Origin of the sequence: Pseudomyxococcus flavus (genome assembly GCF_050038885.1) — a bacterium.
Lineage (GTDB): Bacteria > Myxococcota > Myxococcia > Myxococcales > Myxococcaceae > Myxococcus > Myxococcus flavus.
Genome location: NZ_CP143624.1, coordinates 7,085,387 through 7,100,790, shown reverse-complemented (window position 1 = coordinate 7,100,790; position 15,404 = coordinate 7,085,387). Strand labels below are relative to the sequence as shown.

12 protein-coding genes are annotated in these 15,404 nt (G+C 69.9%); 8 read left to right on the top strand and 4 right to left on the bottom strand.

All coding sequences use genetic code 11. The annotated features are described in order from the left end of the window. Nucleotides 1-1,062 precede the first annotated feature (1,062 nt). The 3 genes from VZL07_RS29535 (at nt 1,063) to VZL07_RS29525 (ending at nt 2,998) form a co-directional block, all read left to right on the top strand. Nucleotides 1,063-2,097 (top strand): sigma-54 interaction domain-containing protein, encoded by a 1,035-nt coding sequence (locus VZL07_RS29535; protein ID WP_426751214.1) that lies wholly within the window; start codon nt 1,063-1,065, stop codon nt 2,095-2,097. A 239-nt stretch (nt 2,098-2,336) separates the two neighbouring features. Then, nucleotides 2,337-2,726, top strand: coding sequence for a flagellar export chaperone FliS (locus VZL07_RS29530; RefSeq protein ID WP_426751213.1), 390 nt, complete (start codon nt 2,337-2,339; stop codon nt 2,724-2,726). Further along, entirely contained in the window at nt 2,723-2,998 is a 276-nt protein-coding gene (locus tag VZL07_RS29525) for a hypothetical protein (protein ID WP_426751212.1), read from the top strand. Before VZL07_RS29530 ends, VZL07_RS29525 begins: the two co-directional genes overlap by 4 nt. A gap of 2 nt (nt 2,999-3,000) precedes the next feature. On the opposite strand, the gene VZL07_RS29520 is transcribed toward VZL07_RS29525, so the two are convergent. Then, nucleotides 3,001-4,158 (bottom strand): LOG family protein, encoded by a 1,158-nt coding sequence (locus tag VZL07_RS29520; protein ID WP_426751211.1) that lies wholly within the window; start codon nt 4,156-4,158, stop codon nt 3,001-3,003. 100 nt (nt 4,159-4,258) lie between these two features. On the opposite strand from VZL07_RS29520, the gene VZL07_RS29515 reads away from it, so the two are divergent. Continuing rightward, a complete protein-coding gene (locus VZL07_RS29515; RefSeq protein WP_426751210.1) occupies nt 4,259-5,614 on the top strand; it encodes an IS1182 family transposase in 1,356 nt (451 codons plus the stop codon). 129 nt (nt 5,615-5,743) lie between these two features. Here the strand turns inward: VZL07_RS29515 and VZL07_RS29510 are convergent, their stop codons facing one another. Continuing rightward, nucleotides 5,744-8,014, bottom strand: coding sequence for an AAA family ATPase (locus tag VZL07_RS29510; protein ID WP_426751209.1), 2,271 nt, complete (start codon nt 8,012-8,014; stop codon nt 5,744-5,746). A gap of 496 nt (nt 8,015-8,510) precedes the next feature. Here VZL07_RS29510 and VZL07_RS29505 point away from each other — a divergent pair, with 496 nt between their 5' ends. The 3 genes from VZL07_RS29505 to VZL07_RS29495 all read left to right on the top strand — a co-directional run bounded on the left by VZL07_RS29505 (nt 8,511) and on the right by VZL07_RS29495 (nt 11,387). Further along, nucleotides 8,511-9,809 (top strand): heparin lyase I family protein, encoded by a 1,299-nt coding sequence (locus VZL07_RS29505; protein WP_426751208.1) that lies wholly within the window; start codon nt 8,511-8,513, stop codon nt 9,807-9,809. 85 nt (nt 9,810-9,894) lie between these two features. Beyond that, the gene (locus VZL07_RS29500) at nt 9,895-10,212 is read left to right on the top strand and encodes an antibiotic biosynthesis monooxygenase (RefSeq protein ID WP_426751207.1); all 318 of its coding nucleotides are present in this window, start codon (nt 9,895-9,897) and stop codon (nt 10,210-10,212) included. Then, a complete protein-coding gene (locus VZL07_RS29495; RefSeq protein ID WP_426751206.1) occupies nt 10,206-11,387 on the top strand; it encodes an iron-containing alcohol dehydrogenase in 1,182 nt (393 codons plus the stop codon). The genes VZL07_RS29500 and VZL07_RS29495 overlap by 7 nt, the downstream gene beginning before the upstream one ends. A 15-nt stretch (nt 11,388-11,402) precedes the next feature. Here VZL07_RS29495 and VZL07_RS29490 read toward each other — a convergent pair whose 3' ends face one another. Both VZL07_RS29490 and VZL07_RS29485 read right to left on the bottom strand, forming a co-directional pair. Continuing rightward, a complete protein-coding gene (locus tag VZL07_RS29490) occupies nt 11,403-12,932 on the bottom strand; it encodes a pyridoxal phosphate-dependent decarboxylase family protein (protein WP_426751205.1) in 1,530 nt (509 codons plus the stop codon). Between the two features lie 17 nt (nt 12,933-12,949). Beyond that, nucleotides 12,950-14,545 (bottom strand): xylulokinase, encoded by a 1,596-nt coding sequence (locus VZL07_RS29485; protein WP_426751204.1) that lies wholly within the window; start codon nt 14,543-14,545, stop codon nt 12,950-12,952. A gap of 257 nt (nt 14,546-14,802) precedes the next feature. Between VZL07_RS29485 and VZL07_RS29480 the strand changes: the two genes are divergently transcribed. After that, nucleotides 14,803-15,366, top strand: coding sequence for a ferritin-like domain-containing protein (locus VZL07_RS29480; protein ID WP_426751203.1), 564 nt, complete (start codon nt 14,803-14,805; stop codon nt 15,364-15,366). Nucleotides 15,367-15,404 lie beyond the last annotated feature (38 nt).

Below are 15,404 nucleotides of genomic sequence, written 5' to 3'. Positions count from 1 at the left end.
CCGCGGAGAGGGCCGCTGGGACAACGTCCTTCGCGCCGCAGCCTCTGGTGGGAGCCTCCTTCGGAGGCGGACGGGATGGAGAGCGAGATTGCCTTCCTGGAAGCAGTGACGCCCCATCAGTGCGGGAGCCGTCCCACGGCAAGCGCGGTCCCCGTCCGGCTGCGCCAGCGTCGGCGCGCCAGACGTCTGACGCTCCCTCTCCCACACTGGCAATAACAGACACATCCACCAGGCGACACGCACCGCATGGAATTGCCAGCGACAGGCACCGCAACGCGGCCTCGCCTGGCTGGGGAGCGCTTGCCAGTTTCGTGACACGGCGTTCTCTGGGCGATCCCGCGGTGCCGGAATCCTGGCGCGCCGACGCTCCCCATGGCAGCCAGGCAGGCAAACACAGAGGTTGGCAGGCTGCACGCATGGCTTCCTGCCTGGCTTTATTTCAACTCACAGGCAAGACGCGTTTTACCGCGGTCCCTGCGCGGCGGCCGAAGGTCCCGCCTGCGCCAACCCCCTGAAACAACAGGCGCCCGATACACGCCCCCGCACGAATCCGCGCAACCCTCGCGCGCCCCGAACAGGGCCTGCGCAAAGTCCGCGCGCCGATGCTCCCCACCCACGGCCTTGTAACAACCAAATTCATTTTACACTGTATTGCACGTGTATCGGCAATCAATTGAACACCAATCACTCACAAGAGGCGAATCCCAACAATGGGATTCACGGGCTGTCCGCGTGACGGCGCAGCGCCTCGCATCCTCTTGGAATCATGGCCCTCGCCCTTGCAATCCGAGAAACGGGTTGTAATCAACCCCTGCATGGGTGTCGAAAGACTCCAGGGCGACAGTGAGCACCATGCATCTCTCCCGGGAGGGGGCGCACCAGGCCCCTGGTGCTGCTGTGTCACGGAATCATGGAGCGTGGTCCGCGCGTTGCAATCCCATACAGCGCACCTGATTTCCCGGTGCCACGTCTCCATCCAGAATGAACCCGTCCTGTCCTGCCCCCTCCCCTGACACCCAGTCCCTCCTGCCGCGGCACGCACCGGGCTCCCCCCTCGAGACCTTGATTCGCAAGGGCCAGCGCCTGGCGCACTCGCACGCAACGGTCCTCATCACTGGGGAGACGGGCACCGGGAAGGAGGTCTTCGCGCGCTTCATCCACGCGAGCAGCCTGCGCGGCTCGGGGCCCTTCGTGGCCGTCAACTGCGGCGCCATCGCGGAGAGCCTCGTCGAGAGCGAGCTCTTCGGGCACGTGAAGGGTGCCTTCACGGGCGCCAGCGCCAACCGCAAGGGCCGCGTGGCGATGGCCGAGGGCGGCACGCTCTTCCTCGATGAGATTGGCGAGCTGCCTCTGTCGCTCCAGGTCAAGCTCCTCCGCCTGCTCCAGGAGCGGACCTACGAGCCAGTGGGCTCCGCGCACTCCGTCTCCGCCAACTTCCGCCTCATCGCCGCCACCAACCGCGACCTGGCCGCGGAGGTCGAGGCTGGGCGCTTCCGCAGCGACCTCTACTACCGGCTCCTGGTCTGCCCGCTCCAGCTTCCCCCGCTCCGCGAGCGTCGCGGCGACATCCCGAGTCTGTTCCTGCATTTCTGGGAGCGCGCTGGCGACACCCGCCCGGTCGACGAGGCCGTGCTCCAACACCTCACCTCCTTGCCATGGAAGGGAAACATCCGGGAGCTGGAGAACTTCGCCGAGCGCCTGTCCGTCTGCGCCGAGGGCTCGTCCGTCCGGATGGAGGACCTGACAGACGTTCTGCCCGATGTCCCGCCCGCCTGCCCCTCGCCGGTGGCCTTCCCGCCGGCGTCGGCCCCTCCTGCCCACCTCTCCATCGTCCCTTCGCCCGCCTGCCTGCCGCCTGCCAGCGAGGCGGCTGACGGGAACCTCACGCTGCCCACGCTCCCTCCGCTGCCTTCCACGTGCTCGGCACCCGTCGACCTGCCCGCGCTGCTCCGGGAGCTCGAGGAGCGCTACATCCGCGCCGCGCTCGCCGCCACGCGTGGGAACAAGAAGGCCGCCGCCTCCATGCTCGGCCTCCAGCGCACCACCCTGGTCGAGAAGCTCCGGCGCCGCACGCCCGCGCCGCTCGCGGCCTCCTGACGCTCCACGCGCCCTGCCTCCATTCACGCCTTCCCGCCGCTGGCTCCGTGGGCCACTGGCGGCCCCTGCGCGAGCAGATTCCAGCAGGACCGATGCCTGTGCACGCGCGCATCAACGCCTTCCAAGCCCGCCTCGTTTCCCACTGCGCCGTCATGAAGCGGCAGGCAGCGGCTTGAGGCCCATGGGCGACGACCACATCAGCCAGGAGCAACGCACTTCCCAGCAGGATTGACGAACCCATGAATGCCCTCGCCCGTTATTCACAGACACAGAAGGAGACAGCCTCGCGCGAGCGGCTGCTGGCCCCTCTCTCCCAAGCCACCCTCCGGAACGACCACGCCGCCGCCGTGCTCGAGATGGGCCGACCCATCGATGCTCGCCAGCCGCTCGCCCGCGCCTCGGCGGGCATCGTCCTCGAGCTCGCTGCCATCCGTCCCTGCGAGGCGCCCGAGCCGTGCGAGCGCCTGGCGGCCAGCTGCGAGCTCGTCCGCTCGCGCCTCACCAAAGCCACCCCCACCCGTCGCTACGCCCCGGTGCGTGAGGCGGACTGTGCCGCCGCCCCGCTCGCCGAGGCCTTCGTGAAGGCCATGGCCCGCCCGGGCCGGAGTCCCGCGGAGAGCCTGTCATGAGCTGCGAGCGCACCCTCCTCAGCTGCATGCAGGACGCGCACGTCGCGCTCGTCCTGGGAGACGCGGTGGACGCCGCCACCCACCTGGACGCCGCCCAGCGACTGGTCCGACGGCCCGGCTTCGTGCCGCTGAAGCCCGAGGAGCAGCGGCAGCTGGTCGACCTCGTGGAGCGCTGCAAGGGCGCGGCCCGCACCCTGGTGGAGCTCCTCTGCGCGGAGATGGACCATGAGGGCACCGAACGCCGGGCGGCGCGCGCCTACCGCGGCGCGTAAGGTCAGGAGCCCGTCGCGCTCACGGGCTCCTGCTCGCGCGCATAGGCCTCCAGCGCCTGGATGACCTCGTCCTGCGAGTCCGTGAGCAGGAGGTAGCGCGCGTAGTCGTAGCCCTGCGCGAGCTGGTGCAGCAGCGGATACACGGGCCGGGTGCGCGTCCAGAACTCGGTGCCCAGGAAAATCATGGGGCTGATGACGCCCACCGAGTTGTAGTGGTTCTGGCACGCGTCCTGGAACACCTCCTGGATGGTGCCAGCGCTTCCGGGCGAATAGATGATGCCGCCCTTGGCGATGGTCAGCAGACCGTCTTCCCGCACGCTGTTGGCGAAGTACTTCGCGATGTGCGTGGCGAAGGGGTTGGGCGGCTCGTGCCCGTAGTGCCACGTGGGAATGCCCAGGCTGGCGCAGTACGGCAGGTCGTCCTCGCCCAGGGGGAAGGCCCGGCGCACCTCGAAGGCGCGAGACAGCCACTCGCGGTCCGTGTAGCTGGGTGCCTGCGCGAGCAGGGCCAGACCCTCGTCCAGCTCCGCCTCGGTGCGTCGCGCGAACCAGGCACCCACGTGGGTGGCCTCCATGGCGCCAGGGCCTCCGCCGCTGACCATGAAGAAGCCCCGGCGCGCCAGCTCTCGCGCCAGGGAAGCCACCGCGCGGTAGTCGGGCTGACCGCGCTTCATGGAGTGGCCGCCCATGATGGCCACCACCTTGCGCACGGTGCCGGACCGATAGAGCAGCCCCTCCATGGCATCCGTCACCGAGTGGTCATGAAGCCGCTGCGCCAGCGTCTCCAGCAGCGAGAGCGGGCTGCCCCGGCCATTCGCCGCCCAGTGCGCGTAGATGCGTGCGTCCGGCGTGTCCTCGTACGACTCCGGCCGCGCGGGGTCGAAGCCCGCGTAGAGCTCCTCCGGTGTATACAGCGCGCTTCGGTAGGGCAGATAGGGCACGCCGGAGATGGGCGGAAACACCATGGCCCCGTGGTCCACGGTGGCCTTCAGCGCGTCCTTCTCCAGCTCACAGCCCAGGAAGACGGCGCCCGCGAGCCTGGCGGTCACCAGCTCGCGCGTATACCGCCGCAAGTCCAACCCCTGGATGATGACGTTGGCGAACCCCACACCCGCCGCGAGGTGCCGCTCGAAGGCCTCGATGGTCTCGATTTCAATCACGCCTCAACGATTTCATGCCTCGCGGTGGCGCGGCTAGGAGCCTGTCGCGGTAATCGCGAGGGGCTTGCCCGGCGGAGTCTGAAGGGGCTCAATGCCCCGCATGAGCAAGAAGTACCGCCCCTGGAATGTGCAGCAGGACTTCCTGCTGCCGCCGTCGCTGCTGGACTGGCTGCCGGAGCACCACCTCGCGCGTTTCGTGCTGGAGGTGGTGGAGGAGTTGGACTTGGGGCCCATCTACGAGTCGTACGAGAAGCAGCTGCGAGGCTACCCGCCGTACGAGCCGAAGATGATGGTGGCGCTGCTGCTGTACGCGTACTGCACTGGGGTGACGTCCTCTCGGAAGATTGAGAGGAAGACGCAGGAGGACGTGGCCTTCCGCGTGCTGGCGGCGAACCAGTCCCCAGACCACTCGCGGATTTCGGAGATTCGACGTCGGCACGGGGCGCACTTCGAGAGTCTCTTCGTGCAGATGCTGAAGCTGTGCGCGAGGGCGGGGCTGGTGAAGCTGGGGCACGTGGCGCTGGACGGCACGAAGCTGAAGGCGAACGCCAGCAAGCACAAGGCGATGAGCTACGAGCGGATGAAGCAGGAGGAAGGGAAGCTGCGCGAGCAGGTGCGGCACCTGCTGGCCCAGGCGGAGGCCGTCGACGCGGAAGAGGACGCCCGCCACGGCAAGGGCAAGCGAGGCGACGAGCTTCCCGAGGAGTTGCGGCGCACGCGGGAGCGGCTGCAGCGCATTCGTCAGGCCCGGCAGGCGCTGGAGGCCGAAGCCAAGGCGGCCGCCGAAGCAGACAAGGGCAAGGATGATGACGACGACGCGCCCCCGCCCGCCCAGGACTTGCCCGGCCACACCGTGCCCCACACGGCCGAGGGCAAGCCGACGCCGAAGGCGCAGCGCAACTTCACCGACGCCGACAGCCGAATCATGAAGAAGGGCGCAAGCTTCGAGCAGGCCTACAACGCGCAGGCGGCGGTGGACGCGGCGCACCAGGTGATTGTCGCCCAGGCCCTCACCAACCAGCCTCCGGACGCCGAGCACCTGCCGGCACTGGTGGACCGGGTGGCCGCCCACCTCGAAGAAGTGCCCCGAAAGCTGAGCGCGGACGCGGGCTACTTCTCCGCGAAGAATGTCCGCTGGCTGGAGTCGGTGGGCGTCGAGCCGTACCTCGCCACCGGCCGCCAGAAGCATGGAGAAGCGCCACCGAAAGTCAGGGGCCGTCCGCCCGCGGGGCTCACCCCCAAGGAGCGGATGGTCCGGAAGCTGGCGACGAAGCGAGGCAAGGAGGTGTACCGGATGCGCAAGGCGATTGTGGAACCCGTCTTCGGCCAAATCAAAGAGGCACGCGGCATCCGCGCCCTGCTGCGCCGAGGCCTGAAGGCCGCCCGGGAGGAGTGGGCCCTCATCTGCGCCACCCACAACCTCCTCAAGCTCTTCCGAGCGACGGCAGCAGCGTAGCGGCCTGCCGCACCCTGCGGCCCACCGGCGTCTCTCACCCCGCCTCGCTCCCAACCCCATTACCGCGACACACTCCTAGCGAGGAGTGCGCCCCAAGGCCCCTCGGCTGGAGGTTCCGCGGAGGAGACGCTAGCGCCGCGCCTCCAACACCCGGAGGCACGCCTCCGCCTGGAGCAACTCGAGCCGGGCCCCCGCGGCGGAGGCATCCCGCGCGGCGAGCTGAAGCTGGCGCCCGGCCTCCTCCAGCTCCCCGAGCTGCAGCTGCGCCCGTCCCAGCACGCACCGCAGCAGCGACTGGAGTCGCCGGTCCTCCAGCATCGACGCCAGGTGGAGCCCGCGCAGGGCGTCTTCCTTCGCCAGCTCGGGCGCCCCCGCCCGTGTGTGCAGGAGCGCGAGGCCATGGTGCGTATACGCCATGCCCCGCCGGTCCCCGGTGCGCGAGTCCAGCTCCAGCGCGAGCTGGAAGAAGTGCGCCGCGCGCTCCCGGTCCCCCGCCCGCGAGTAGGCATCCCCCAGGTTCAGCAGCGCGGTGGAGTGCTCCCACGTGTCGCCCGCCCGCTCGCTCCAGCGCAGCACCTGGACGTACTCCGCCGCGGCGGCCTCGGGGTACCCCAACCCGAGCTGCACGCTGCCCATGGCGCGATGGAGCAGCGCCTCCACGCCCGCCCTGGCGGGCCCGGCCTCCCCAGACGCGAGCTGGAGCTGCTCGCGGGCCAGCACAATCCGGGCGCGCGCCTCCTCGAGCCGGCCCAGCGCGGCCAGCGCCAGCGCGGCCAGCGCATCCATCGACACGGACATCAGCGGTGCCCCGGTCAGGCAATCCCGCCGCCCTTCCCGGTCCAACCCCAGCACCTCTTCATGCCTGCCGAGCGCGAGCACCACCGAGGCCAGCTTGAACAGCCGCCGCGCCCGGTCGCCAATCGCAGACGCCAGTCCCCCACCATCCAGCTTCCGCGCGGTCTGCCACGCGGCCTCCGCATCCGAAATCTCCCCCGCCAGCCGGTGCGCATCCCCCATGTGCTCCCACAGCCGGCGCTGCCACTCCCGTGAAACATCGGGAGCCAGCGCGTCCGCCAGCCCCAGGGCAAAGCGATACACGGCCAGCGCGGGCCCGGGCTCCTGCGCGGCGAGGTGCCAGCCCGCCAGCGCCACCAGGTACGGCAGCGCCCGGGCACAGTCCTCGGCCGACAGCCATTGCCGCGTCAACTCCATACACGCCTGGTGGCGCAGCGGCTCGGCCAATGCCTCATACGCCTCCGCGGCCCGTCGGTGCGCCGCGGGGAGCTCCGCCTCCGGCACGTCGTCAACGCCTGGCACGGGCTCCACCGCCCACGTGTATCGCCCTCCCGCGACGGAACGCAGCCACCCTCCCGTCTCCAGAATCGCCAGGGGACCATGCCCGCCCGCCAGGGCCGCCAGCACCGCCCGGGGGAATGACGGCCCCAGCACCGAGGCGGCCTTGAGCACCGCCCGCTGCGCCTCCGGCAACGAGGCCTGGCGCGCCGCCAGCGCCGCCTCCCCGGTGAGCGGCACCGCCCGCCCCGGCTGCTCCTCGTGGAGCGTCGCCGCGTGCAGGAGGTGCAGTGGATGCCCGGCGCTCCCGCGCAGCAGCGCTTCCCGGGCCAGGGGCGTCAGCGCGTCCCGGCCACGCAGCCGTTCCTCCAGCAGCGCGGCGGCCTCGGCGAGACCGAGCCGCCCCACCGTCATCACCTCCGCCGCCACTGGCGCCGGCGCCGTGCCCCCCGGACGCTGCAACGCCAGCAGGAACAAGGGCGTGTGCGACAACCGCGACACCAGCTCCTCCACCAGGGCGTGGCTGAGCGGGTCCCCATGTTGCCAGTCCTCCAGCACCAGCAGGCGGGGTCGCCGGTGCGGCATCAACGCATGGCAGAGTGAGTCGAAAAGTGCCGTGCGCTCGGAGACGAGACTGGCCGGAACTCCCTGCCGCTCACGGCCTTCCAGGAAGCGGTTGATTCGCTCCGCGTCCGCGCTGGACACACGGCCTGTTCCCACGGGCGGGCTCAGCGCCCGAGTCGCGTCGAGCAGCTCGCGGAAGATGCCTGCCGGTGCCCCCGGGAGCGCCAGGGCGCTGCCCTCCCACACCTCGAAGCCATCCGCCACCAGCAGGTCGACGAGGGCGTCCTTGAGCCGCGTCTTGCCCAGCCCCGCCTCCCCCATCAACCACACCGCGCGTCCCAGCCCCCGTCTCACGTCATCGCCCAGCGCCAGCAGGCGCCTCAGGAGCGCGGCCCGCCCCACCAGCGCAGGCTGGCACAGCCCGGGCGACCACCGGCGGACGGGCGCGTGCCGAGCCCCACCCGGCGGGCCTCGCGGGCAGGCCAGTACGCCTCCCAGGAAACGGGCCCCACACGCGACGCATGAGCCCGAGGACGGAGTCATGACCACCTCCCTGCAGGATGACGTGGTGTGCGTCGAACGCCGATGCTTCGCGCCGCCGGTACGACCCGCGGTGTTGTAGCGCCCGGGTGCACCGGCGCGCCTCCGGCCTCCGGGGGTGTGGGACTGTTCGCTCCCCACCGCACGGCTCCGACCGCCGTCCCTGGCGGCCGCGCTGCCTCCCCAGGCCCGCAGTGCATCAAAGCCTCACACAGCGCGCGGCCTCAGCCCCCGCATCTGGCAATGACAGACAATTCCACCCACGCCAGATGAAACAGCGACATGCGTGTCCGGAGCTGCCCCCTGGAGAGCAGGCAGGCACGATTTCGCATGTTGAATACGAAATAGATTTGGCGGATGCTCGTTGCGGGCTCACACGGCAACCCCCGCCGTGACCTTGGAGAAGCCCGACACACAAAGCCAAACACCTCCCCCTCCCGCCCGTCCCCCCACGGCGCGGACACCTCCCCCGTCTGTCATTAGTTCTCAGAGAATCCCCATGAAGAAGACGCTCCTGCTGGTTGGAACGCTGCTCGGTATGGGCAGCGCGGGCTGCGGTACGCCTGACGATGCCTCCCTCGAATCCGGCGACTCGCCCATCGAAGTCGATGGCCTCGAGAGCCAGGACAGCCAGGAAGTCAGCGCCGCGGCGCTGACCACCACCGGCTGCACCCAGCTGACGGCAAAGTCCGTGATTTCCAATGGCCACGACGGCAACGTCCCGGCCAATACCATGGACTCCAACCTGGGCACCCGCTGGAGCCGCCTCGGCCGGGGTTCCTGGGTTGATTACGACTTGGGCTCCCTCAAGCAGGTCTCCGGTGTCTCCGTCGCCTGGCACGAGGGAAACAAGCGTTCCAATGAATTCTTCGTCTCTGTTTCACCGGATGGCTACACCTATACCCAGGTGTACTCCGGCAAGAGCAGCGGCAAGACGACCGCGGCGGAAACCTACAGCTTCCCGACCATCACCACGCGCCGCGTCCGCGTCACCTTCCTGAGCAATACGTTGAATGAGTGGGCCAGCATCGCCGAGGCGCGCGCCTGCTCGTCCACGTCGACGACGCAGCCGCCTCCCACGGAGGAGCCGCCTCCCACCGAGGGGCCGCAGCCGGGCACCGGCTCCAGCGTGGTGTGGGTGGGTGACTTCGAGACCAACAGCCGCTCTCAGTGGAGCAGCACGCAGATGGTGAGCGCGGATCGGCTGGCGTTGGTGACCTCGCCCGCCCGGCAGGGCCGCTACGCCCTCAAGGCCACGGTGCGCAGGGGGGATGACCCCATCAACGCCAGCGGCAACCGCAACGAGCTGGTGCGCATGACGCGCGAGCCCGTGGGCTCCGAGTACTACTACCGCTTCAGCACGATGTTCGACTCGAGCTTCCCGAGCGCCAAGACGTGGCAGCTCTTCACCCAGTGGCACCACGAGGGCAACTCGGGTTCGCCCCCGGTGGAGTTCTACGTCTACGGTGAGGAGATCCGCCTCAACATCGGCGGCAACCCGGGCACCATCGTCTGGCGCACGCCGCTGGTGCGCGGCAGGTGGCTGGACTTCATCTTCCACGTGAAGTGGTCGCCGGACTCCAAGGTGGGCTTCGTGGAGCTGTACCTGGATGGCAAGCTGGTGCTGCCGAAGCGGTACATCGCCACGCAGTACAGGGGGCAGCTCAACTACCTGAAGGTCGGCCTGTACCGGAATGACACCGTGAGCCCCGTGGGCATCGTCTACCACGACGGGTGGACCATGGCCCGGAAGCTGGAAGACGTCATCAGCCCGACGGCCGTCTTCAAGGCGCCGTAGTCACTGACGGGCAGAAGACAGCCCTGCCCCACCCGGGCCGGCGGTCGCGTCCCCACGCGGCCCCGGCCCGGAGTAGTTTCAGGGCATGTCCCACAGCCTCCTCGTCGTCCACGTGCAGGTCCACGTCAAGCCGGAGCACGTGGAAGCCTTCCACCAGGCAACGCTCGCCAACGCGCGCGAAAGCGTGAAGGAACCCGGCATCGCCCGCTTCGACGTCATGCAGGACGCCGAGGACCCCACGCGCTTCGTGCTCGTGGAGGCGTACCGCACGCCCCAGGCTCCCGCCGCGCACAAGGAGACGGCGCACTACCTCACCTGGCGCGACACCGTGGCGCCGATGATGGCCGAGCCGCGCACCAGCCGGAAGTTCGTCAACCGCTTCCCCGACGACACCGGGTGGTGACGACCGTGAGCGCGCCCACCTCGTTCGAGTTCGCCACCGCCACGCGCGTCCTCTTCGGCCCCGGCCGCCTCGCGAAGGCGCCCCAGGCCGTGCGCGCGCTCGGGGGCTCCCGCATCCTGCTCGTCACCGGGAAGGACGCCTCGCGCGCCCGGCCCCTGCGCGACGCCCTGGAGCGCGAGGGCTTGCACGTGCACGTCTTCTCCGTGGACGGCGAGCCCACGGTGGAGCTGGCCCGCGAGGGCACCGCCCGCGTGGCCGACACCGGCTGTGACGCGGTGGTGGCGCTGGGCGGTGGCAGCGCCCTGGACGCGGGCAAGGCCCTGGCGGCGCTCGCCGCCAATGGGGGTGACCCGCTGGACTACCTGGAGGTCATTGGCCGGGGCCAGCCGCTCACCCGCCCCTCGCTGCCCTTCGTGGCCATTCCCACCACCGCCGGCACCGGCTCCGAGGTGACGCGCAACGCGGTGCTCGGGTCGAAGGACGCGAAGGTGAAGGCCAGCCTGCGCAGTCCACACATGCTGCCGCGCGTGGCGCTGGTGGACCCGGACCTGCTCACGGGGGCGCCGGCCGCCGTGCTCGCCTCCAGCGGCATGGACGCGCTGTCCCAGCTCATCGAGCCCTTCCTCTCCGCGCGGGCCAACCCGCTGACGGACGCGCTGGCCCGCGAGGGCATGCGCCGCTCGGCGCGCTCGCTGCGGCGCGCGGTGCTGGAGGGTCCGGATGCCTCCGCGCGCGAGGACCTGGCCCTGGCCAGCCTCTTCGGCGGCCTGTGTCTGGCCAACTCCGGGCTGGGCGCGGTGCACGGCTTCGCCGCCCCGGTGGGCGGCATGTTCGACGCGCCCCACGGAGCGGTATGCGCGGCGCTGCTCTCCGCGGTGCTGGACGTCAACCTGCGGGCACTGCGGGCCCGCGCGCCCGGCCATCCGTCGACGTCGCGCTTCCAGGAGCTCGCGGTGCTGTTGACGGGCCAGCCCGATGCGCGGCCGGAGGACGCCGTCGCGTGGGTGGATGCCCAGCGCGCCGCGCTCGGCATCCCGGGCCTGGGGCGCTACGGCCTGACGGAGGCCCAGGTGCCCGCCCTGGTCGCGAAGGCCAAGGGGGCCAGCAGCATGAAGGCCAACCCCCTGGTGCTGACGGACACGGAGCTGACGGAGATTGCGCTCCGCTCGCTGTAGCCCCTCGGAGGCCGGCTACACCTTGTACAGCAGGTCCATGTACTTCTTGAGCAGGTCGCTCACCAGGCCGCGGAAGGGCACGCTGGCCGCCATGCCGTAGACGGGCGCCATCGTCCCCTTCTCGCCGGGGTGGGCCTTCACGTGCTCCACCGCGTCGCGCAGGTCCGTCAGGAACTGCTCGGCGACGCCGGGCTGTGTATGGCGCAGCGTCACGCACAGGTGCACGGCGGACGGCTTGTGCAGGCCATTGAGGTTCCACCCGTGCTCGCTCATCCGCTCCATCACCTTGTAGATGTCCAGGGACTCGGAGCCGAACGCGATGACGAAGAGCGGGTCTCCCAGCACGTGCAGCTCGGGGATGGCGCGGATGCCCTGCTTGATGGTCGCCGCCGTCTCCAGGATGCTCCGGGTGGCGTCCAGGTAGCCCTGCTCGCCCATGCTCACCAGCGCGGCCCACGCGGACGCGATGAGCGCCCCGGGCCGGCTGCCGGAGAAGGTGGGCGAGAAGTAGATGCCCCCGGGCCAGTCCGTCGCCGTGAAGTACTGGAACGAGCGCAGCTCGGTGCCCCGGTAGAGAACCACCGACGAGCCCTTGGCCGCGTAGCCGAACTTGTGCGTGTCCACGGACATGGACGTCACGCCCGGCAGCCGGAAGTCGAAGGGCGGCACGTCGTAGTCCAGCTTCCGCGCGAAGGGCAGCACGAAGCCGCCCAGGCACGCGTCCGTGTGGAAGCCGATGCGCTTCTTGCGAGCCAGCTCGGACAGCGCCTCGATGGGGTCGATGACGCCGTGGGGGAAGCCCGGCGCGGAGCCGATGAGGACAATGGTGTTGCGGTTGATGGCCTTGCGCATGGCGGCCACGTCCGCGCGGTAGTCCGGGCCCACCGGTACCCGCACCATCTTGATGCCGAAGTAGTGCGCCGCCTTGTCGAAGGCCGGGTGCGCGCTGGCGGGCGCCACCATCTCCGGCCGGGTGATGCCCTTCGTCTCGCGGGCCCAGTCCCGGTACGTCTTCATCGCCAGCATGATGCTCTCCGTGCCGCCCGACGACATGGCGCCGCAGATGCGGGCCTCCTCGGGCTGGCCGGCGTTGGCGACGTCCGCCCCCAGCATGCTCGCCGTCATCGCCACCACTTCCGCCTCGAACTTGGTGGCGCTGGGCCACAGGTCGGCGTGCAGCGGGTTGCTCTGCGAGTGGAGCGCGTACACGCGGTTGAGGAACGCGATGTGCTCGGCGTCACCGTTGTACACGCCGCCGGAGACCCGGCCCTCGCGCCAGCGGTACTCCTCCTGGGACTCCAGGGCCTGGAGCTCTCGCAACACGTCCTCGCGCGAGCGCCCCGTGGGGGGCAGGCGCTCGTAGGACGGCATCTTCCCCCGGTAGGGCTTGAGGCCTCCCTCCAGCTCGGACAGGAGCGAGCCCGTCTCCTTCGACAGCAGGTCCTTCACACCGGGAACGGCCTTGAGGTAGCGCTCGGCCGCGGAGAGCAGCCGTGGCGGAACATGGTTCAGCAGGCGCAGCGACTTCAGGTCGGGAAGTGCCATGGCGGGGTCCTCGGGGTTCAGGCGCTTCGCGCGCGGTTGAGCCGCGCGAAGATGGCCTTGTTCTGCTTGTAGAGATTGACGAACTCGCGGAACAGCTCGTCGTAGAGCGCCGCGTTCCTGGCGTCCGGTTGGAAGGTACGGGCGACGGGCACCAGGGCGGGAATCTCCTCCACCGTCAGCCGGCCCAGCGCCACCGCGGCCTGGAAGGCGGCGCCACGCGCGTTGGCCAGCACCGGCTCGTCCACCTGCTGCACCGTGCGGCCCAGCACGTCGGCGTGAATCTGGCACCACAGCGCGGACCGGGCGCCCCCGCCGATGATGCGCAGCGACGGCAGCTTCCGTCCCACGAATTGCTCCACATAGGTGAAGAGCCAACGTGAGTTGTAGGCCACGCCCTCCATCACCGCCCGCACCATGTGGGCCCGTGTCGTCTTCAGGGACTGGTTGAAGAAGCCGCCGCGCAGGAACTTGTCGTCCACCGGGCTGCGCTCGCCATTCAGCCACGGCATGAAGATGAGCTGGTCGCTCCCGGGAGGCACGCCGCCGGCCTGCTGCTCCATGACCTGGTACAGGTCTGGGGGGTCGCGCTCCGTGCCCGCCTGCGTGTCGCGTCCGTAGAGGATGTTGTCCTTGAGGAAGGTGAGGCAGATGCCGGCCGACTCCTGCTCGTTGGCCAGCAGGTAGCGCCCCGGAAGGGCGGAGGGCAGCGACGCCATCTGGTGGAAGAGGTCCGTCTTCTTGTACGGCACGTGGCAGCACAGCCATGACGACGTGCCCACGCACAGGTGAGGCTCGAAGTCGCCCACCGCGCCCGAGCCCACGGCGGCGGCGAGGATGTCCGGCGCGCCCGTCACCACCTGCGCGTCCTCACGCAGGCCCAGCGCGCGCGCGGCCTCCGCCTGGAGCGGCCCGAGCACCGTGGAGGCCGGCACCAGGTCCGGGAGCTTGTCGCGCTCCAGTCCCGCCAGCTTCAGCAGCCGGTCGTCGTAGACGATGCGGCCCAGCGTCCGGTTGTCCGTCACCCAGTGCAGGGTGATGGAGTCATACGAGGCGGCGCAGCGGCCGCTCAGCTTCAGGTTGAGCCAGTCCTTCGGCTCCAGGAACTTGTACGTCCGGCGGTACACGTCCGGCCGCTCGCGCTGGAGGTAGAGGATGTGGCCCACCGGGTCCTTGCCCGACAGGCTCGGCACGCCGCCCGTCAGGCGAATCCACGTCAGGAGCTGCCGGACGCCATAGCCCTCGATGGGGAGGAAGCCGCTCACCACGCGCTTCACGTCCTGCGCGCCGCGTGAGTCCATCCAGATGAGCGCCGGGCACACCGGGGTGCCCGACTCGTCCACCGCGACGGTACCGGACCACTGGGAGCTGCAGTTGACGCCAATGACGTCGTCGGCGCGCACGGCGCCCGACGCGAGCAGGCGCCGCGTCGCCAGGACGATGGCGCGCCACCAGGACTCGGGCTGCTGCTCGGCGCCACCGTCCGGGAGCAAGGACAGCTCCAGGGGCTCCACGTCTCCGCCCAGGATGCGGCCCCTCAGGGTGACCGCCGCCACCTTGACGGCCGACGTGCCGAGGTCGATGGCCAGGATGGACTGCTCACCTGCGTCAGACACGCTTCCCTCCGTACCAGGCTGTGGGGTGGCGGAGTCTAGGGAACGAACCGGCGCAGCCTGCCACCTTGACGTGGAAGTTCGTTGGTTTTCTGAAAGCCCGGGGCACGCAGGGCCCTCGTCCGCTCCCGGACCGTGGCGGCGGACCGTTCCTCCCGTGAGCCCCTCCGGCGCGCCGCGGGCTTCCTACTTTTGCGCGAGGCCCCGCCCCGCGCTCGCGCGGACAGTCCACTGGAACCACGGGGCCCAGGGGAATCACCATGGCCGAAGTACAGCAGCCCTTCCTCACGGACATCACCGAGATTCGCCGACGGGCCCGGGAGCACCTGGAGGAAGGCGCCATCACCGAGGACTACGAGGGCGACGTCAACGCCACCATCAAGCTGCTCAACGACGCGCTGGCGACGGAAATCGTCTGCGTGCTGCGCTACACCTATCATTACATCGCCGCTGTGGGCATCCACAGCGAGGCGGTGAAGGACGAGTTCGGCGACCACGCGCGCGAGGAGCAGGAGCACGCGCTGCGGATTGCCGAGCGCATCAATCAGCTCGGCGGCAAGCCGAACTTCAATCCCGAGGGCCTCCTTTCTCGCAGCGCCAGCCAGTACGCCGAGGGGCACAACCTGGTGGACATGATCAAGGAGAACCTCATCGCCGAGCGCATCGCCATCCAGACGTACCAGGAGATGGTCCGTTACTTCGCCAACCATGACCCGACGACGCGCCGGATGATGGAGGACATCCTCTCCAAGGAGGAGGAGCACGCCAACGACATGCATGACCTGCTCGTCGCCCACCAGGGCAAGCCCAACCTGAAGAGCTGAGGGCGCTGAGGCCGCAAGGCCTGACGCCTCCTGGCCGC

What these genes read in the sequence shown, in the direction of transcription:
- VZL07_RS29515 (WP_426751210.1), top strand. Translation starts at nt 4,259, where the DNA reads ATGAGCAAGAAGTACCGCCCCTGGAATGTGCAGCAGGACTTCCTGCTG.
- VZL07_RS29530 (WP_426751213.1), top strand. Translation starts at nt 2,337, where the DNA reads ATGAATGCCCTCGCCCGTTATTCACAGACACAGAAGGAGACAGCCTCG.
- VZL07_RS29500 (WP_426751207.1), top strand. Translation starts at nt 9,895, where the DNA reads ATGTCCCACAGCCTCCTCGTCGTCCACGTGCAGGTCCACGTCAAGCCG.
- VZL07_RS29490 (WP_426751205.1), bottom strand. Translation starts at nt 12,932, where the DNA reads ATGGCACTTCCCGACCTGAAGTCGCTGCGCCTGCTGAACCATGTTCCG.
- VZL07_RS29480 (WP_426751203.1), top strand. Translation starts at nt 14,803, where the DNA reads ATGGCCGAAGTACAGCAGCCCTTCCTCACGGACATCACCGAGATTCGC.
- VZL07_RS29510 (WP_426751209.1), bottom strand. Translation starts at nt 8,014, where the DNA reads ATGACTCCGTCCTCGGGCTCATGCGTCGCGTGTGGGGCCCGTTTCCTG.
- VZL07_RS29525 (WP_426751212.1), top strand. Translation starts at nt 2,723, where the DNA reads ATGAGCTGCGAGCGCACCCTCCTCAGCTGCATGCAGGACGCGCACGTC.
- VZL07_RS29505 (WP_426751208.1), top strand. Translation starts at nt 8,511, where the DNA reads ATGAAGAAGACGCTCCTGCTGGTTGGAACGCTGCTCGGTATGGGCAGC.